This window comes from Pyramidobacter sp. C12-8 (assembly GCF_002007215.1).
Lineage (GTDB): Bacteria > Synergistota > Synergistia > Synergistales > Dethiosulfovibrionaceae > Pyramidobacter.
On the sequence record NZ_MUHX01000019.1, the window covers coordinates 33,527 to 47,934 of the forward strand.

At 59.1% G+C, this 14,408-nt stretch carries 14 protein-coding genes, 1 tRNA gene and 2 pseudogenes; 11 read left to right on the top strand and 6 right to left on the bottom strand.

The window, feature by feature from the left end; genetic code table 11:
- Positions 1-127: 127 nt before the first annotated feature.
- The 7 genes from def to B0D78_RS12830 all read left to right on the top strand — a co-directional run bounded on the left by def (position 128) and on the right by B0D78_RS12830 (position 4,538).
- Entirely contained in the window at positions 128-607 is a 480-nt protein-coding gene (def, locus tag B0D78_RS08170; protein ID WP_078016486.1) for a peptide deformylase, read from the top strand.
- Positions 604-1,536 carry a methionyl-tRNA formyltransferase gene (gene fmt, locus B0D78_RS08175; RefSeq protein WP_078016487.1) on the top strand — a complete coding sequence of 311 codons (933 nt, stop codon included), beginning with the start codon at positions 604-606 and terminating at the stop codon, positions 1,534-1,536. Before def ends, fmt begins: the two co-directional genes overlap by 4 nt.
- 36 nt (positions 1,537-1,572) lie before the next feature.
- Entirely contained in the window at positions 1,573-2,100 is a 528-nt protein-coding gene (locus B0D78_RS08180) for an NUDIX hydrolase (protein ID WP_078016488.1), read from the top strand.
- A 71-nt stretch (positions 2,101-2,171) separates the two neighbouring features.
- Positions 2,172-3,065: a tyrosine-type recombinase/integrase gene (locus tag B0D78_RS08185; protein ID WP_078016489.1), complete on the top strand. Its 894-nt coding sequence runs from the start codon at positions 2,172-2,174 to the stop codon at positions 3,063-3,065.
- A 32-nt stretch (positions 3,066-3,097) separates the two neighbouring features.
- Positions 3,098-3,937, top strand: a complete 840-nt coding sequence (locus tag B0D78_RS08190; protein ID WP_205948280.1) for a purine-nucleoside phosphorylase — start codon at positions 3,098-3,100, stop codon at positions 3,935-3,937.
- A gap of 14 nt (positions 3,938-3,951) precedes the next feature.
- The gene (locus B0D78_RS08195; RefSeq protein ID WP_078016490.1) at positions 3,952-4,338 is read left to right on the top strand and encodes a J domain-containing protein; all 387 of its coding nucleotides are present in this window, start codon (positions 3,952-3,954) and stop codon (positions 4,336-4,338) included.
- A 101-nt stretch (positions 4,339-4,439) separates the two neighbouring features.
- Positions 4,440-4,538: transfer RNA gene (locus B0D78_RS12830), tRNA-Sec, on the top strand.
- Positions 4,539-4,839: 301 nt separating this feature from the next.
- Here B0D78_RS12830 and B0D78_RS08200 read toward each other — a convergent pair.
- Positions 4,840-5,724: a LysR substrate-binding domain-containing protein gene (locus B0D78_RS08200; RefSeq protein WP_143521790.1), complete on the bottom strand. Its 885-nt coding sequence runs from the start codon at positions 5,722-5,724 to the stop codon at positions 4,840-4,842.
- A 143-nt stretch (positions 5,725-5,867) separates the two neighbouring features.
- Between B0D78_RS08200 and iorA the strand changes: the two genes are divergently transcribed.
- From iorA to B0D78_RS08215, 3 genes are read left to right on the top strand one after another with little or no spacing between them, the layout of a single operon-like run.
- Positions 5,868-7,661: an indolepyruvate ferredoxin oxidoreductase subunit alpha gene (iorA, locus tag B0D78_RS08205; RefSeq protein WP_205948281.1), complete on the top strand. Its 1,794-nt coding sequence runs from the start codon at positions 5,868-5,870 to the stop codon at positions 7,659-7,661.
- Positions 7,658-8,251 (top strand): indolepyruvate oxidoreductase subunit beta, encoded by a 594-nt coding sequence (locus B0D78_RS08210; protein ID WP_078016492.1) that lies wholly within the window; start codon positions 7,658-7,660, stop codon positions 8,249-8,251. The genes iorA and B0D78_RS08210 overlap by 4 nt, the downstream gene beginning before the upstream one ends.
- Positions 8,209-9,585, top strand: coding sequence for an acetyl-CoA hydrolase/transferase family protein (locus B0D78_RS08215; protein WP_240496146.1), 1,377 nt, complete (start codon positions 8,209-8,211; stop codon positions 9,583-9,585). The genes B0D78_RS08210 and B0D78_RS08215 overlap by 43 nt, the downstream gene beginning before the upstream one ends.
- Positions 9,586-10,062: 477 nt before the next feature.
- On the opposite strand, the pseudogene B0D78_RS08220 reads toward B0D78_RS08215, so the two are convergent.
- From B0D78_RS08220 to B0D78_RS08235, 4 genes and pseudogenes are all read right to left on the bottom strand, one after another.
- Positions 10,063-10,404 (bottom strand): annotated as a pseudogene (locus B0D78_RS08220) (DUF3795 domain-containing protein).
- 51 nt (positions 10,405-10,455) lie between these two features.
- On the bottom strand, positions 10,456-11,103 hold the full coding sequence (locus B0D78_RS08225) for a flavin reductase family protein (protein WP_078016494.1): 648 nt from the start codon (positions 11,101-11,103) through the stop codon (positions 10,456-10,458).
- A gap of 35 nt (positions 11,104-11,138) precedes the next feature.
- A complete protein-coding gene (locus B0D78_RS08230) occupies positions 11,139-11,666 on the bottom strand; it encodes a GNAT family N-acetyltransferase (RefSeq protein WP_078016495.1) in 528 nt (175 codons plus the stop codon).
- Positions 11,667-11,689: 23 nt separating this feature from the next.
- On the bottom strand, positions 11,690-12,232 hold the full coding sequence (locus B0D78_RS08235; protein WP_078016496.1) for a GNAT family N-acetyltransferase: 543 nt from the start codon (positions 12,230-12,232) through the stop codon (positions 11,690-11,692).
- 486 nt (positions 12,233-12,718) lie between these two features.
- Between B0D78_RS08235 and B0D78_RS08240 the strand changes: the two genes are divergently transcribed.
- Complete coding sequence (locus B0D78_RS08240) at positions 12,719-13,774, top strand: 3'-5' exonuclease (protein WP_078016497.1); 1,056 nt, start codon at positions 12,719-12,721, stop codon at positions 13,772-13,774.
- Between the two features lie 173 nt (positions 13,775-13,947).
- On the opposite strand, the pseudogene B0D78_RS08245 reads toward B0D78_RS08240, so the two are convergent.
- Positions 13,948-14,408 (bottom strand): annotated as a pseudogene (locus B0D78_RS08245) (hypothetical protein); the annotation flags it as partial.

Consider the following 14,408-nt stretch of genomic DNA (forward strand, 5'->3'; position numbering starts at 1 on the left):
ATGGCTCTTTTTTATGACTGCTTCGTGAAAAAGCGTCGCGAATATTTCGGGCGGCGAAAACAGGTGCAGAAAAAGCGCAAAACGGCTAGAATAGAAACAAAATATTGTGGGAGGAACATGTGATCCGATGCAGCTGAAAATCGTAGAATTTCCCGATCCTGTTTTGAGACGGGCGACTCGGCCCGTGACCGTTTTCGACGAGGCGCTGAAGGTCTTTGTGGACGAGATGACGATCGTCATGAAAGACGACGACGGCGTCGGCATCGCCGCGCCGCAGGTCGGCGTGTCCAAAAAAGTGGCCGTGGTCTGCTTTGAAGGCGAACGCTACGTGCTGGTCAATCCCGTCATCGTGGAGGCGACGGGGACGCAGCGGGGCGAGGAGGGCTGCCTGAGCTTCCCCGGCATTTTCGGCGAGATCGAGCGCGCCGAGCGCGTCGTGGTGGAGTGTCAGGACGAAACGGGCGCCAGGCGCCGGCACGAGGCGGAAGGTTTTGTCGCCCGCGCGTTCCAGCACGAGATCGAGCATCTGGAAGGCAAGCTGCTGATCGACCATTTCTCGCCGATGAAGCGGGAACTGATCCGCAAGCGGCTGATGAAGAGGAAATGATGGCGAAGATCTGGTTTTTCGGGACGGGCGGCTTTGCGGCCCGCTGCCTGGAGGAAATCGCCCCGGAGTGCAGGCCGCAGCTCGTCGTGACGGCCCCGCCGAGCGTTGCCGGCCGCGGGTTGAAGGCGCGAGTCACGCCCGTGGAGGAAGCGGCGCTGAAGCTGGGACTGCCGCTTCGCCATGCGGCCGCGGTGAATCGCGACGCAGATCTGATCCGGCTTTACGAAAGCGAGAAGCCGGAGCTGATCCTGGTGATCGACTTCGGCCAGAAGGTCGGCGAGCCGTGGCTGCACGGGCCGCGCTGCGGCTGCATCAACATCCATCCTTCGCTGCTGCCGCGTTATCGCGGCGCGGCTCCCGTGCAGCGGGCGCTGATGAGCGGCGAGACGGAGACGGGGGTGTCCCTGTTCCGCCTGGTGGAGAAGATGGACGCCGGCCCGGTGTGGCTGCAGGGGCGCTGCCCGATCGGTCCCGAGGAGAACGCCGGCGGGCTGCTGGAACGCATGGCCGTGGCGGGGGCCCGCCTCTTTACGGAGAACGTCGCTTCGCTGCTGAACGGGACGGCCGCGCTGACGCCCCAGGACGAGGCGCTGGCGACGGTCGCCGCCAAGATCGACAAAAGCGAAGCGCGGCTCGATCTTGCGCTCGGCGCGCAAAAACTCCATGACCTGGTGCGGGGCCTGTGCCCGGCGCCGGGCGCGTACGTGACGTTCCGCGGCCGGCGCGTGAAGATTCTCGAGACCCGCGTGGCGCCGCATCCTGACGCCGGATCGGGAAAAATTTTCGCCGCGGGCGGCCGGCTGTTCCTGGGCACGCCGCAGGGCGCCCTGGAACTGCTGACGGTCCAGCCGGAAGGAAAAAGGCCGATGGCGGCGGGCGACTGGGGCAAGGGGCTGCGCCTCGAAAAAGACGAAACGCTCGACGCCTGACCGATCAGCGGAGATTTTTTGACGGGAGGTCATCCTATGGAACGCTGTCTTTCTTCCAAACGCCTTTACGAGGGCAAGATCCTCAACCTGCGCGTCGATCAGGTGGAAGTGTCGCGAAACGGCCGCCGCGCCACGCGCGAAGTGGTCGAGCACCGCAGCGACGTGGCCGTCCTGGCGCGCGACGGCGAAGGGCGCTTTCTGCTCGTGCGCCAGTTCCGCTATCCCTTGAACGCGGAGATCATCGAAATCCCGGCCGGGGTGATGGAGCGCGGCGAGGAGCCGCTGCAGTCGGCGCAGCGGGAGCTGCGCGAGGAGACCGGCTACCGGGCCGCCAAATGGACGCCGATGCCGGCGATTTACTCGTCGCCGGGCTTTTCCGACGAAAAGCTGTTCGTCTTTCTGGCCGAAGAACTTGCCTGGGATCCTCTCCGTCCGGACGACGACGAGGACATTGCGCTGCTGCGCTTCGACGACGAACAGGCGCGCGCGCTGCTCGATTCGAGCGAACCGCAGGACGCGAAGACGCTGATGGCGTTGGCCTGGTACTTTGCCCGCGCCAGGTAATTTCCCATAAAAAATGGTATGATAGGGAACGGCGCAAGCCGTTCCTTATTTTTATCTGGAGGCGAACGAGTATGCCCGTATCCTTCGAAACGTCGCGCGCCGCTTTTGAGGATTATATCTTGCTGGAGCGCGGGCAGAGCAAAAACACGGCGGAAACGTATCGCCGCGGTCTGGAGCTCTGGCGCGCCTACTGCGAAGAGGCGGGGCTGGACCCGCTCGACGTTGCTCAGGAAGCTCTCTCCAGCTTTATCCGTGCGCTGAAGAGCCAGGGACGCGCCAGCTCCTCGATCCAGCTGATCGTGGCCGGCCTGAGGAGTTGGGTGAAGTTTCGCGTCCTCAACGGCGACCTGCCGATGGGCACGTGGATCCCGGTGCTGCCGGCGAAGTCGAAGAAGCTCCCCAAGATCCTCACCGAGGGGGAGATCCAGCGCATCCTCAACGCCTGCGACGGTCCCAGTTATTACGACTGCCGCGACCGCACCGCTCTGGAAACGCTGGCCAACTGCGGCATCCGCGCCAGCGAGCTGTGCGGGCTGAAAGTCGGCTCGCTGAATCTCGACGACAAGAATCTGATCGTCCTCGGCAAGGGGAGCAAAGAACGGCAGGTCCCCTTTGCCGAAGATCTGAAAAGACAGTTTCAGGTCTATCTGCAAAAGCGGCAGGAGTTTCTCGACGGCGACGAGACGGAGAAGATGCTGTTCCTCTCTTCGCGTCGGGAGCCGCTGAGCCGGGTCGACCTGTGGCGGATCGTGCAGAAGCGCGGCAAGATGGCCTCCGTTCCCGAGGAGCGCCTCTTTCCTCACGTGCTGCGCCATTCCATCGCCACGCATCTGCTGCGCCGCGGCATGGACCTGCGCACGTTGCAGGAGTTTTTGGGGCACAGCTCCATCGCCACGACGGAGAAATATCTGCATTTCGATCTCGAACTGCGCGACGTGTACGACCGCGCCCATCCTCGGGCCTGACGGACGCCGAGCGCAAGAAAGGAAGAATCCCTATGGACATGAAAGAATACGCCCGCCAGGTGACAGAAGCGCTGGAAGCGATCAAAGCGAAAGCGGGCCGCGTCCCCCGGGCGGCGCTGATCCTCGGCTCCGGGCTGGGCATGCTGGCCGAAGCCGTGAAAGACCCCGTCGTCATTCCCTACGCGGAGATCCCGCACTGGAAGACATCGACCGCGCCGGGGCACGCCGGGCGCCTCGTCTGCGGGGTCCTGTCGGGCGTGCCGGTGGTGGTCATGCAGGGACGCCTGCACTGCTACGAAGGCTACACGCCGCAGGAGACGACCTTCCCGATCCGCGTCTTCGGCCAGTGGGGTGTCAAAACGCTGCTCGTGACCAACGCGTCCGGCGGCATCAATTACGAGTACGCCAACGGCGACATCGCCCTGATCACCGACCATATCAACCTGACCGGCATGAATCCGCTGAGAGGCGCCAACAATCCCGAGTGGGGAGCGCGTTTCCCCGACATGAGCGAGCCTTACAGCCGCCGCCTCGTCGCCCTGCTGGAAGAGTCCGCCAAATCGCTGGGGCTGCTGACGCGCCGCGGCGTCTACATCGGCCTGGCCGGCCCTTCGTACGAGACGCCGGCCGAGATCCGCATGGCCCGCGCCATGGGCGCCGACCTCGTCGGCATGTCCACCGTGCATGAGGTGATCGTCGCCAACCACATGGGCATGGAAGTCTGCGGCGTCTCCTGCGTCGCCAACCTGGCGGCGGGCATGCGTCCCGTCAGGCTGTCGGAAGAAGAGGTGCTCTCCGAGATGGGGCGCGCCGCCGCGCGCATTTCGGCGCTTGTGGGCAAATTTTTCGAGCTGCTGGGCAGGGCGGATTAAGCCGAAAGGGTAAAATGGGATTCCTGTTTAAGATCGTTCAGCGCCTCATCGTGCCGCTGCTCTTTCTGGCTTTGATGCGTTCTTTTTTCGCCGACCTGTTCCGCCGCATGGGAAGCGGCGGCGGTCCGCGGCGCGACTGGCCGCGCGGCGGGGAAAGCGGGCGCGGCTTTGCGGATCCCGCCGCGCCGGGCGGCGCTCCGCGTTCGCCTTACGAAGTTTTCGGCCTGCCGCGCAGCGCCGGCGACGACGAGATCCGCGCGCGTTATCGGGAACTCATCTCCAAATATCATCCCGACAAGTTCGCCGGTTTGAACGACCCCGAATTCACGCGCCTGGCGGCGCAGAAATTCGAACAGATCCAGGGCGTCTACGAGGAACTGAAACGCCTGCGCGGCATGTAAGCCGCCGGGCCGTTTGAAATCCGCCGCGCAAAAACGTCCGGAGTTCTGTAAAAAAGCGGCTTGCCTAAAGAGGGAGAATAGAGTAAAATACTCCACGTTGCGGAGGCGGATGCAGTCCGGTGGCTGCCCCGGGCCTCAAACCCGCGTGAGGGGCGATTCTGATCGTCCTTGGTGTGTTCGATTCGCACACGCCTCCGCCATAACGAGAAAATCAATGAATCAAAATAAATCGCGAAGCCTGTAAAATGAGGGCTTTGCGATTTTTTTTTGTTGTCTGGAGAAATACTTGTCAGTGCCGGTATCAGCGGAGAACGATTGAATCTCGCCAAAGCTCTGCGGTCTTGTTTCTCATGCGCGGGAGGCAGGATATTTCTCGTCCTGCCCGCTTCAATTCGTGCGTTGGGGGGTGACGACGGCAGGGGAACCGCGCAGCGCCGCACCGTCTTTTTGTTTCCCGGCCCCGATGTTCCGTGAGAACCGGCGTCGGAAACGTTCCCGGGCTCATCGGCCCGCGCACAGCTTCTGCAAATATCTTCGCAGCGTCGAAACTTCCGGCAGGTCGGTGTTTTTCTCCAAGCAGATAAAATCCAGCGACGCGGTTGTCGACGGTGACAGGGGCACGGCGGCCACGCCGAAATAGCTGGCGAACGATTTTGGGCCAATGATTACGCCCTTGCCGCTCCTCAGCAGGTCCATGTTCGTCTTCATGCTGTCGGAGCGGTAGAGGCGGTTGAGCGTGAAGCCGTGCTTCCTGCACAGATAGTGCAGCGTGCGGTCTTCTATCGTGTTTTCTAGGCTGGTGATGATGGCGCAATCCTCCAGTTCGGAAAAGCGGAATTCATTTTTTTGCGCGCGAGGATCGCTTCGGGGGAGCAAAATGCACTGCGGCTCTTCAATCAGCGTCCAGCTTGCGAACTGTTCCGCACCGTCGAGCAGCGACGGCGGCGGTAAACGGTCGAGCGCCAGGTCGAGGGCTCCCTCGCGCAGGTCGCTCAAAAAGTCGCGGCCTGCTTCGGTAACGAACGACACTTCGATCTCGGGGTGGTTGTCGAGAAACGCGACAATCTTTCTGAACAGTCGGTTGGAATACACGCGCGCCCCAAGGCCGATGCGCAGGACGCGCGCCACCGTCGTCCCGCTGATGCGCGATTTGAAGTCCGCCCATGCGACGGCGAGCGGCCGGGCAGCCTCGCAGAAGGCGCGCCCGCTCGCCGTCAGCGTTACGCCGCGTGTGGTGCGCTCGAACAGCCTGCAGCCCAGCTCCGATTCCAGCGCCTTGATCTGAAGCGACAGCGCCGGCTGTGACACGAACAGTGCCCGCGATGCCGCCGAGAAGTTCAAGTGCTGTTCCACCGCCAGCGCGTACAGGATCTGCGTGATTGTCACCACGATCCCCCCTTTGTGCCGTGGTTATTTGTTTTTCTTATAGCGCCATTATAGAAAAGTATTTCCATTTTTTCAAGCTTTTTTATAAAATACAAATAACATCAAAAATAATATATTCGCAAAAAACAAACGGGGGGATTCAAGTGACAAAGCAGCTGATGTCGGGCAACGAGGCCGTCGCGCGCGGGGCATGGGAAGCCGGCGTGGCGTTCGCTTCGGCGTATCCGGGCACTCCGAGCACGGAGATCCTGGAGAACGTGGGAACGTACAAGGAAATCGTCGCGGAGTGGGCGCCCAACGAAAAGGTGGCCATGGAAGCGGCCATCGGCGCGTCGATGGGAGGCGTGCGTTCGATGGCGGCGATGAAGCACGTGGGACTGAACGTGGCGGCCGACCCGATCTTCACGTTCGCCTACATGGGTGTCTCGGGCGGCATGGTCTTCGTCACCGCCGACGATCCGGGCATGCACAGTTCGCAGAACGAGCAGGACAACCGCAATTACGCGCCGTTCATCAAGATTCCCATGCTGGAGCCGTCCGACTCGCAGGAGGCCAAGGACATGTTCCGCGACGCCTTCGACCTGAGCGAGCGGTTCGACACGCCGGTGATGTTCCGCATGACCACGCGCGTGTGCCACTCAAAGTCGTTGGTCGAGCCGGGGGAACGGCATCCCTTCGCCGCCATCCCCTATGTCAAGAACCGCGCCAAGTTCGACGACGTGCCGATCGCGGCCAAACGCAACCGCCTGAAGATGCTCGAGCGCGACCGCAGGCTGATGGCGCTGTCCAACGACTGCAAGTACAACCGCGCCGAGTACAGCGGCAGCAGGAAAGTCGGCATCGTCACCAGCGGCGTCTCGTATCAGTACGCCAAAGAGGTGTTCGGCGACGCCGTATCGTACCTCAAGCTGGGACTCACCAACCCGCTGCCCATCGACCTGATCCGCGAGTTTCGCGCCCGCGTCGAGACGATGTACGTGATCGAGGAGCTCGACCCGTACATGGAAAACCAGATCAAGGCGGCCGGTATCGACTGCATCGGCAAGGAGAAGATCCCCGCCATCGACGAACTGAACCCCAACATTATCCGCAAGGCGCTGCTCGGCGAAGAAGCGCGCGGCGTACAGGGCGATCCCAAGCTCGTCGTCCCCCGTCCGCCCGCGCTCTGCGCCGGCTGTCCGCACCGCGGCTTTTTTTACGAGGCGGCCAAGCGCAAGGACACCGTCATCGTCGGCGACATCGGTTGTTACGCCCTCAGCGGCAACGAGCCGCTCAACGCCAAGGACCTGGCCAACTGTATGGGTTCCGCGTTCTCCGTCGGCCACGGACTCAGCAAGGCGTTCGCCCTCAGCGGCCAGGACAAGACCGTCGTTGCCTGCATGGGCGATTCCACGTTCTTCCACACTGGCATCAACGCGCTGGAGGAAGTCATCTACAACGACTCGCACCTGATCTGCTGCGTCCTCGACAACCGCATCACCGGCATGACCGGGCATCAGGAGAATCCCGGCACCGGCTACACGCTCAAGGGCGAGCCGGCCACCATCATGGATATCGGGACGATCGTCCGCGCCCTCGGGCTCGAGCGCGTGCGCACCGTCAACCCGCTCCGTCTCGACGAGATGAAGAAGGCCCTCGACTGGGCCTATACGGAAGTGCGCGAGGGCCCCGTCGTGCTCATCACGCGCTGGCCGTGCGTGCTCAAGCGCCTGTCCGCCGAGGATCGTCGCGAGTTCCGCATGACGCCGGCGCAGTGCACGATCGACCGAAAAAAGTGCATCGGCTGCAAGAAATGCTTGTCCACCGGCTGCCCCGCGCTCTCGTTCGACACGTGCGAGAGAAAGGCCGCCATCGATCCCATGCAGTGCGTCGGCTGCACCGTCTGCGCGCAGGTCTGCCCCCAGCAGGCCATCGTGAAAGGAGCGAAAAAAGCATGAAAAGGCCCGATACCCAAAGCGTCATCCTCGTCGGCGTCGGCGGACAGGGGACCATCCTCGCCAGCAAAGTGCTCACCACCGGCCTCATCGACGCCGGCTACGACGTGAAGATGAGCGAAGTCCACGGCATGAGCCAGCGCGGCGGTTCCGTCACCACGCAGGTGCGCTACGGTCAAAAGGTTTGGTCGCCCCTCATCGGCCAGGGCGAAGCCGACGTGCTCGTTTCCTTCGAGACGATGGAGGCGATGCGCTGCCTGCCGTTCCTCAAGCCCGGCGGCAAAATCATCGTCAACACGTATCGGATGCCCCCGTTGCCCGTCCTCAGCGGCGAGTGCGAGTATCCCGACGGCATCGTCGACGAGCTGAAAAAGCGTGCCGACACCCTCGCCATCGACGCCGTGAAGATCGCCTCCGACCTCGGCATGCCCCGCGGCATGAACGTCGTGTTGCTGGGCGCGCTGATTTCCGCCATCGGCGTGGACGGAGCCGACTGGACGCAGGCGCTTCGAGGCTGCGTCAAACCGAAATTCTTCGAGGATAACCTGCGTTGTCTCGAAGCCGGGCTGAACCTCGCCGCCGCGAAAGCATGATGAACGTTTTCGACGAGTACCGGGCAAAACTGCGTACGCCGCAGCAGGCCGTGTCGATCGTCAAAAGCGGCGACTGGGTGGACTACACCACCAACGTCGGCTTCCCCGCGCTGTGCGACGCCGCCCTTGCCGCTCGTCGCGAGGAACTGACGGATGTGAAGATCCGCGGCAACCTCATCTTCGGGCCGCTGCGCACCGCCGAAAGCGACCCTGCGCGCGAACACTTCACCTACAACAGCTGGCACTGCTCCGGTTACGAGCGCAGGTTGTGCGACCGCGGACTGTGCAGCTACATCCCCATGGTCTTCCGCAACCTCGCCTGGTACTACCGTGAGTTTTTGACCGTCAACGTCGCCATGATGAGCGTTGCGCCGATGGACAAGCACGGATATTTCAACCTCTCGTGCGCCGCCGGCGTGGGACGTCCCATCCTTGAAAAGGCCGACGTCGTCATCCTCGAAGTGAACGAGTCGTTGCCCGTCGTCTACGGCGGCTTCGGCGAGAGCGTCCACATCAGCGAGGCCGACTTTGTTGTCGAAGGGCCGCACGGCCCTTTGCCGCAACTGCCCGCTCCCGTTCCAACGGTCGAAGACGAAAGAATTGCCGCTCACATCGCGAAATATATCCAAGACGGCGCCACGCTTCAGCTTGGCATCGGCGGCATGCCGAACGCCGTCGGCTCGCTCATCGCAAAGTCCGGCCTGAAAGACCTCGGCATGCACACCGAACTGTGCGGCGACGCCTACCTCGACCTGTACGAAGCCGGCAAGCTGACCAATCGCCGCAAAAGTTTTCAGCGCGGCAAAGGCGTGGCTGGCATCATCCTCGGCACGCAGAGGCTGTATGACTGGGTCGACCGCAATCCCGGCGTCGTCGTCGAGCCGCTTGAGTTCATCAACGATCCTGCCGTGATCGCCCGCAACGACCGGATGATCTCCATCAACAGCTGTATCTCAGCCGACCTCTACGGCCAGGTAGGCGCAGAGTCCGCCGGCCTGCGCCACATCAGCGGCACCGGCGGACAGCTCGACTACCTTACGGGAGCCGCAATGTCGAGCGGGGGAACGGCCTTCATCTGCATGACCTCGTCGTTCATGACCCAAACCGGCGAGCGCAGGTCGCGTATCGTGCCGCACTTCTGCGGCGACATCGTCACCGACCCCAGAAGCCAGGCTTACTTCATCGTCACCGAATATGGCGCCGTCAACCTGGCCGGAGCTTCCGCGTGGGAACGTGCCGAGCGTCTGATCTCGATCGCCCATCCCGACTTCCGCGACGAACTCATCGCCGCCGCGCGGAAGCAGAACATCTGGCGAGCGAGCGCGAAACGATAAAAGTTTTTTCAAAAAAGCAGAACAGCGTCTGCCGTGCGTATCTTCATTGCGCAGCAGACGCTGTTTACTTTATCCGCAAAATGAGCGCTGGAACGTTATTAGAATATAATGTATACATCAAAAATCTTCCTTACTCTATTACTTCTGCGCACTTCTCCTAATCTGGATTTTGTTTTTCTTTCGTCAGCAGTACGTTTCGGATGAGGGAAAAGAGGTGCTTTATCTCCTTTTCGTCAGTACAACAAATACAAAGTCGCCATTTGCTCGCTTTCGGTCATTCTTCTTTTCGCCGCGACTACGGCGGGCGAGGGCTGTTTTGCTAAAAAGGACAGTAAGAAAGCAGTAACTCTTTTCAGACTTACTGCGTGTGTGCCGCTATGGGAGGCGGCGGTATTTCATTTTCATGAAGAGAGGGTGGCAGCGCTTTTGACTGTCGCCCTTGTTCTTTTTAATGAAAAAAACGGAAGATCGTCAAATTCACATGGTTTGTCCCTTGGGGTTTTTCAGCGCAGCGGGATTATTGGCGACGATTCTTCCAACAATCTGACACTTTCCCAATTCTGAGCAGTCGCCGCATGTCGTCACGCCTTTTTTCAATGCACACTGGCGAATACCGCAAAGGTTATCGCAAAATACGGTTTTAATCCCTTTAACGCGGCAGCCTTGACAGTTGATATGTTCAGGCAAAATGGGAACATTATTCAACTCGGCCTATGGTTTTGCCATTTTTTCACGCAACGCCTGATTGTCATTGAGTGTCGCAAGATATGCGTTGCACTTTTCGCAGTCCAACCCGCAGTATGCGATCGTATCCCTCACAGCTATGCACCTCCTGGAGGTCCGGCTTGTCTGGTGACTGCTCCTGTGCCGTCAGTCGCATTTCTCGATATTTACAGTGGCGATCGCGGATCGACCGGCGCCCCCGGTAATGAGATCTTGCGGCGCCGGTATCAGCATCATAAACCCCTCTCTGCCGTATCGTCGCTCATAGCCCTGCGCATATTCCTCTTCCACGGAGATATGCTGTACCTGACCGACAATCATTGAGGTGATTCCCGCACCGCTTAAATCCCGCGTTTCTTTCAAAGTACATTCCATATTTATGAATGCCTCTTGAATGACCGGCGCGCGGATCGTTTTCGCATGGGAAAGCGTGAAATCTCCTACGGCAAATTCATCCGTTTCCAAGTCATTGTGGTTAATGGTATCTATCAATCTGTCATAGGAGCTTATCGGCAGAAAATCGATGCAAAAGCATTGATCCCTTTGGATGTTTGCATAGGTATGCGTGTGCTGGTACACATTCCCCATCACGGCGAAAAAAGCGGTCTTATCTCCGTGAAAGCAGCTCCACGAATGAAAGCAGACATTCGGCTTTCCATTTCCCTTCCATGTGGTGATGGCAAACAAAACCGTTGGTATCCCCGCGGTCGTTTCAAAGTGTGAAAACAGTTCGAATTCCTCTGGATACGAGGGCTTGAAATACTGGGGAAAATCTTTTCCGATCTCTATTTTCATGACTGCCCCTCCCATAATGATACCGATGTATCTTTTTACATCCTCTTCTCAAAACGAAACCTCCCGTCCGGAAACTGCCCGTCCATCTCTTCCTCCGAATCCGGAGTGTTGGGATCGGGATGATGGCTGTTGTAAAACTCCACGATATGGAAGCCGCACCGGTTGACGTAGAAATGGATATTTCGTCTCTCGAAAGAGGGCGTGACGGTCTCCCAGAGGGCCACTTGCGGGTGCCGCCGCTCTACCGCGCACCACGCGGCATAACCGATGCCCCCGCTGTGGAGGTGCGGCGAAACGGACAGCAGGTCCAGACCGCCGCGTTTTCCGTCCACCGCGATCACCATGCTGCCGACCTTCCGACCGCCCAGCATGATCCTATAAACCTCGCCACCATCAATGGCCCGTTCAATCGTCTCGCGGGAGATGATCTCTCCTTCTTCTTCGAAATGATCGTCCTGGCGGCCGAATTCCTCTAGCGCACCGCAGTTGAACACTTCCTGATTGTCCAGTATAAACTGCTCCCGGTCATCCAAAGTCAGCGGCATAAGCGTAATATCAGCCATGGTATCACCTCGATAAACGGGATTCAGCTCTCCGATAACCATTCGTCCTTCGATATGCATGTTATGTGCTCTGTCCGAAGCACTCCCTCTATTGCACATGGGACATTTTCCGCTGTGTGATGGTAATGAAATCCACACTTTTCCTGAACCCGCTTTGACTTTATGTTTCCGTCAAAATACCCGTACCATATTCTTTCGAGATTCAGTTCTTCAAAGCCATGTCGCATAAGCTCTCGAACCGCCTCCGGGATAAGCCCCCGTCCCCAATAAGGAACGCCGATCCAGCAGCCGATTTCGCCTTCTGTTTCGGGAATACCGATATTGCTGGCCTTGCCAAGCATTAAACCAATACTCCCAACTGGACGCCCGGTTTCTTTTAGAACCACTGCATAAGTCTCCGGCGCAGACAGAATGCCGCGGATGATTTCTCTGCTGTTTTCCACGTCCGTATGAACAGCCCATCCGGCTATCGGGCCAACTTCAGGATGACGTGCATAACTGTATAAATCTTCTGCATCCGCTTCCTCCCAAGGACGAAGTACCAGTCTTTCCGTTTCTAAAATCATCCTGTCATTCCTCCTCAAACCTCGATTTTGTTCAATCGGGCGTTGCCTGTTAGCTTTTTCAATATAGCACAGAAATATGAACGTCTCTCTACTTCCGGCCTCCGAACGTCGCGGAATAGCGAGGCCTTCTGCTATTTTCTTGTTTGCTTCTTTATCATATGCGGGCATTCAAGAGCGGAATCGGCAGGCGAACGGCTCGCTCTTTGCGATAGCGAAGGCTCGATCTATTTTTTTTGCAGATACATTCGACGAGCATCCTTTGTGGATAGCGCCCTCTGCGTTGAAAGGAGCGTTCTCCTGCGATGGACCATACGGTGGGTGGCGGCGGCGTTCATTCTGCCTATCGCGGTAGGGGTACTATAACGTTTTTTACAAGGCCCGGTATAAGATCGCTCTGAATTTTGCTGCAATCTCGCATACAGCGGTTCACAGAACGGCGTTTCGGTTATAGAATAATAAATTGTGAACGGGGGAGGGGGAGCGGAAATGAACAGAGAGGCGGATATTTTTCTTCCGGCGGAGAAGGGCTACGTGGTGCTCGACGTCGAATCTCAAGGCTACGTCCGGTTTTGTCCGATCGAAATTTCCGCGGTCCGCTTCGCTCCTGACGGGCAGTGCCTTGACGCGTACAGCTCCCTTGTGCGCCCGCGGGTGGCGCGGGTGTCTCGTTACGTCTCCGATCTGACCGGCATTACCACCGACATGGTGCGCCGTGCGCCGCTTCCCCGTGAGGTGATCGGCTCGCTCCGCGATTTCATCGGCGATAGCGTGATTGTCGGGCATGCGGTGGCGGAAAACGATCTTCCCATTATCGATCACTTTTGTCAGGAGCTTTATCACGCCCGACTTGAAAACGTGTACGTAGATACTTTCTACTGGGCTCAAGCGCTCTTTCCGGCGCTGGGGACCGGACATTACAACTTGAAAGCGCTGGCGGAGCATTTTGTGATCGACGCGCAGACTTTTCATCGGGCCGAGGCCGACTGCCGCACGACCGCCCGGCTGTACCAGATCCTTCACGACGCGGCGCAGAGGTTGCCCGACGCCGAAAGGATACAGGTGCTGCACGATTTCGCCCATAAGAACGATCCCAAGAAGCCGATCCGGAAGAGCGCAAAGGGGACGGCGAAAAAGACGTCCGGTAACGTTATCGATTACAACAGCCTTCCGGTTTTCGAGGCGGGCGACGAAAAAGCCGCGGTAATCCACCTGTGGCACGCAAGGAAGCAAATCTGCGCCGAAGTGCGTTTCGCAGGCAGCGTCCCCGACGCGGCCGACAAGTTTATGGACCGCCATCGCGAGTGCCTTTGGCAAGCGTATTTGCCGAATCTGCGCGTCGCCGACAACATTTCGCTGCCCGTGCTGACGCAGCTGTGGAAGATCCTGCGCGCGCAGGGGTGCCGTCTGTACCGGCGGTCGGACGTCAGGTTCGAGGGGCTGGAGGCCCATGAAGCGAAAAAAGAGGGCGCCGCCAAAAATCGCTCCTGCCGCAGAAAACGGAAAACGGAGCCATCCATAGCGGCTTGCACCGGGTCGGATTGAGCGGGAGAAAAAGGATTTCTTCAGTTCGGCATTTTCCGACAGGAGGCGATTTTCCGCTGTCAATAGCTAATAAAAATGTCACCATAACTGCTCATTAAAAAAGTCACCCCATCACACTCCCATCACAGCAAGACACCTCGAAAGAACTCCCCATCGTGCCGCCATAACAACGTCTACGCGAACGTACGTTTATCCCGACATGTGCTATGATATCCCTGCCTTTTGACGACGCCACGCCGCCATGGGTGGTCCGGAGCGGGCTTGTGCGCTTTCACAAGCCCGCTTTTCCGTTTCTTTGCCGATGCCTCATCGGAGTTGACTCGTTTTTGACTTTCAACCTCCTTCATCTCGATCCGTCTGCCCTTGGAAACACCCCAGATCCGCCCGGTCGACGTTTCACGCACCTCAACCGTCGTTTTGGCCATCCCGAGGCAATCGTCCGCCGCCGGAACGTACCGACGACCTCCATAGGAAATCATGCCGCCGTGATCCGTCCTGCGAGATTCGCGACGCGCAAAGAGAAAATCCAAATCGACTTTTCCTTCCGGCTTCACATAAACGTCCTCTCCCTCAGCCGGCGTGACGGCAAACTTCCGATTGTGCCTGGCGATGAGCTTGGGCAAAACCTCGTTGG

What these genes read in the sequence shown, in the direction of transcription:
- B0D78_RS08225 (WP_078016494.1), bottom strand. Translation starts at nt 11,103, where the DNA reads ATGAAAATAGAGATCGGAAAAGATTTTCCCCAGTATTTCAAGCCCTCG.
- B0D78_RS08230 (WP_078016495.1), bottom strand. Translation starts at nt 11,666, where the DNA reads ATGGCTGATATTACGCTTATGCCGCTGACTTTGGATGACCGGGAGCAG.
- B0D78_RS08185 (WP_078016489.1), top strand. Translation starts at nt 2,172, where the DNA reads ATGCCCGTATCCTTCGAAACGTCGCGCGCCGCTTTTGAGGATTATATC.
- B0D78_RS08235 (WP_078016496.1), bottom strand. Translation starts at nt 12,232, where the DNA reads ATGATTTTAGAAACGGAAAGACTGGTACTTCGTCCTTGGGAGGAAGCG.
- B0D78_RS08180 (WP_078016488.1), top strand. Translation starts at nt 1,573, where the DNA reads ATGGAACGCTGTCTTTCTTCCAAACGCCTTTACGAGGGCAAGATCCTC.
- B0D78_RS08210 (WP_078016492.1), top strand. Translation starts at nt 7,658, where the DNA reads ATGAAAAGGCCCGATACCCAAAGCGTCATCCTCGTCGGCGTCGGCGGA.
- fmt (WP_078016487.1), top strand. Translation starts at nt 604, where the DNA reads ATGATGGCGAAGATCTGGTTTTTCGGGACGGGCGGCTTTGCGGCCCGC.
- B0D78_RS08190 (WP_205948280.1), top strand. Translation starts at nt 3,098, where the DNA reads ATGGACATGAAAGAATACGCCCGCCAGGTGACAGAAGCGCTGGAAGCG.
- def (WP_078016486.1), top strand. Translation starts at nt 128, where the DNA reads ATGCAGCTGAAAATCGTAGAATTTCCCGATCCTGTTTTGAGACGGGCG.
- B0D78_RS08195 (WP_078016490.1), top strand. Translation starts at nt 3,952, where the DNA reads ATGGGATTCCTGTTTAAGATCGTTCAGCGCCTCATCGTGCCGCTGCTC.
- B0D78_RS08240 (WP_078016497.1), top strand. Translation starts at nt 12,719, where the DNA reads ATGAACAGAGAGGCGGATATTTTTCTTCCGGCGGAGAAGGGCTACGTG.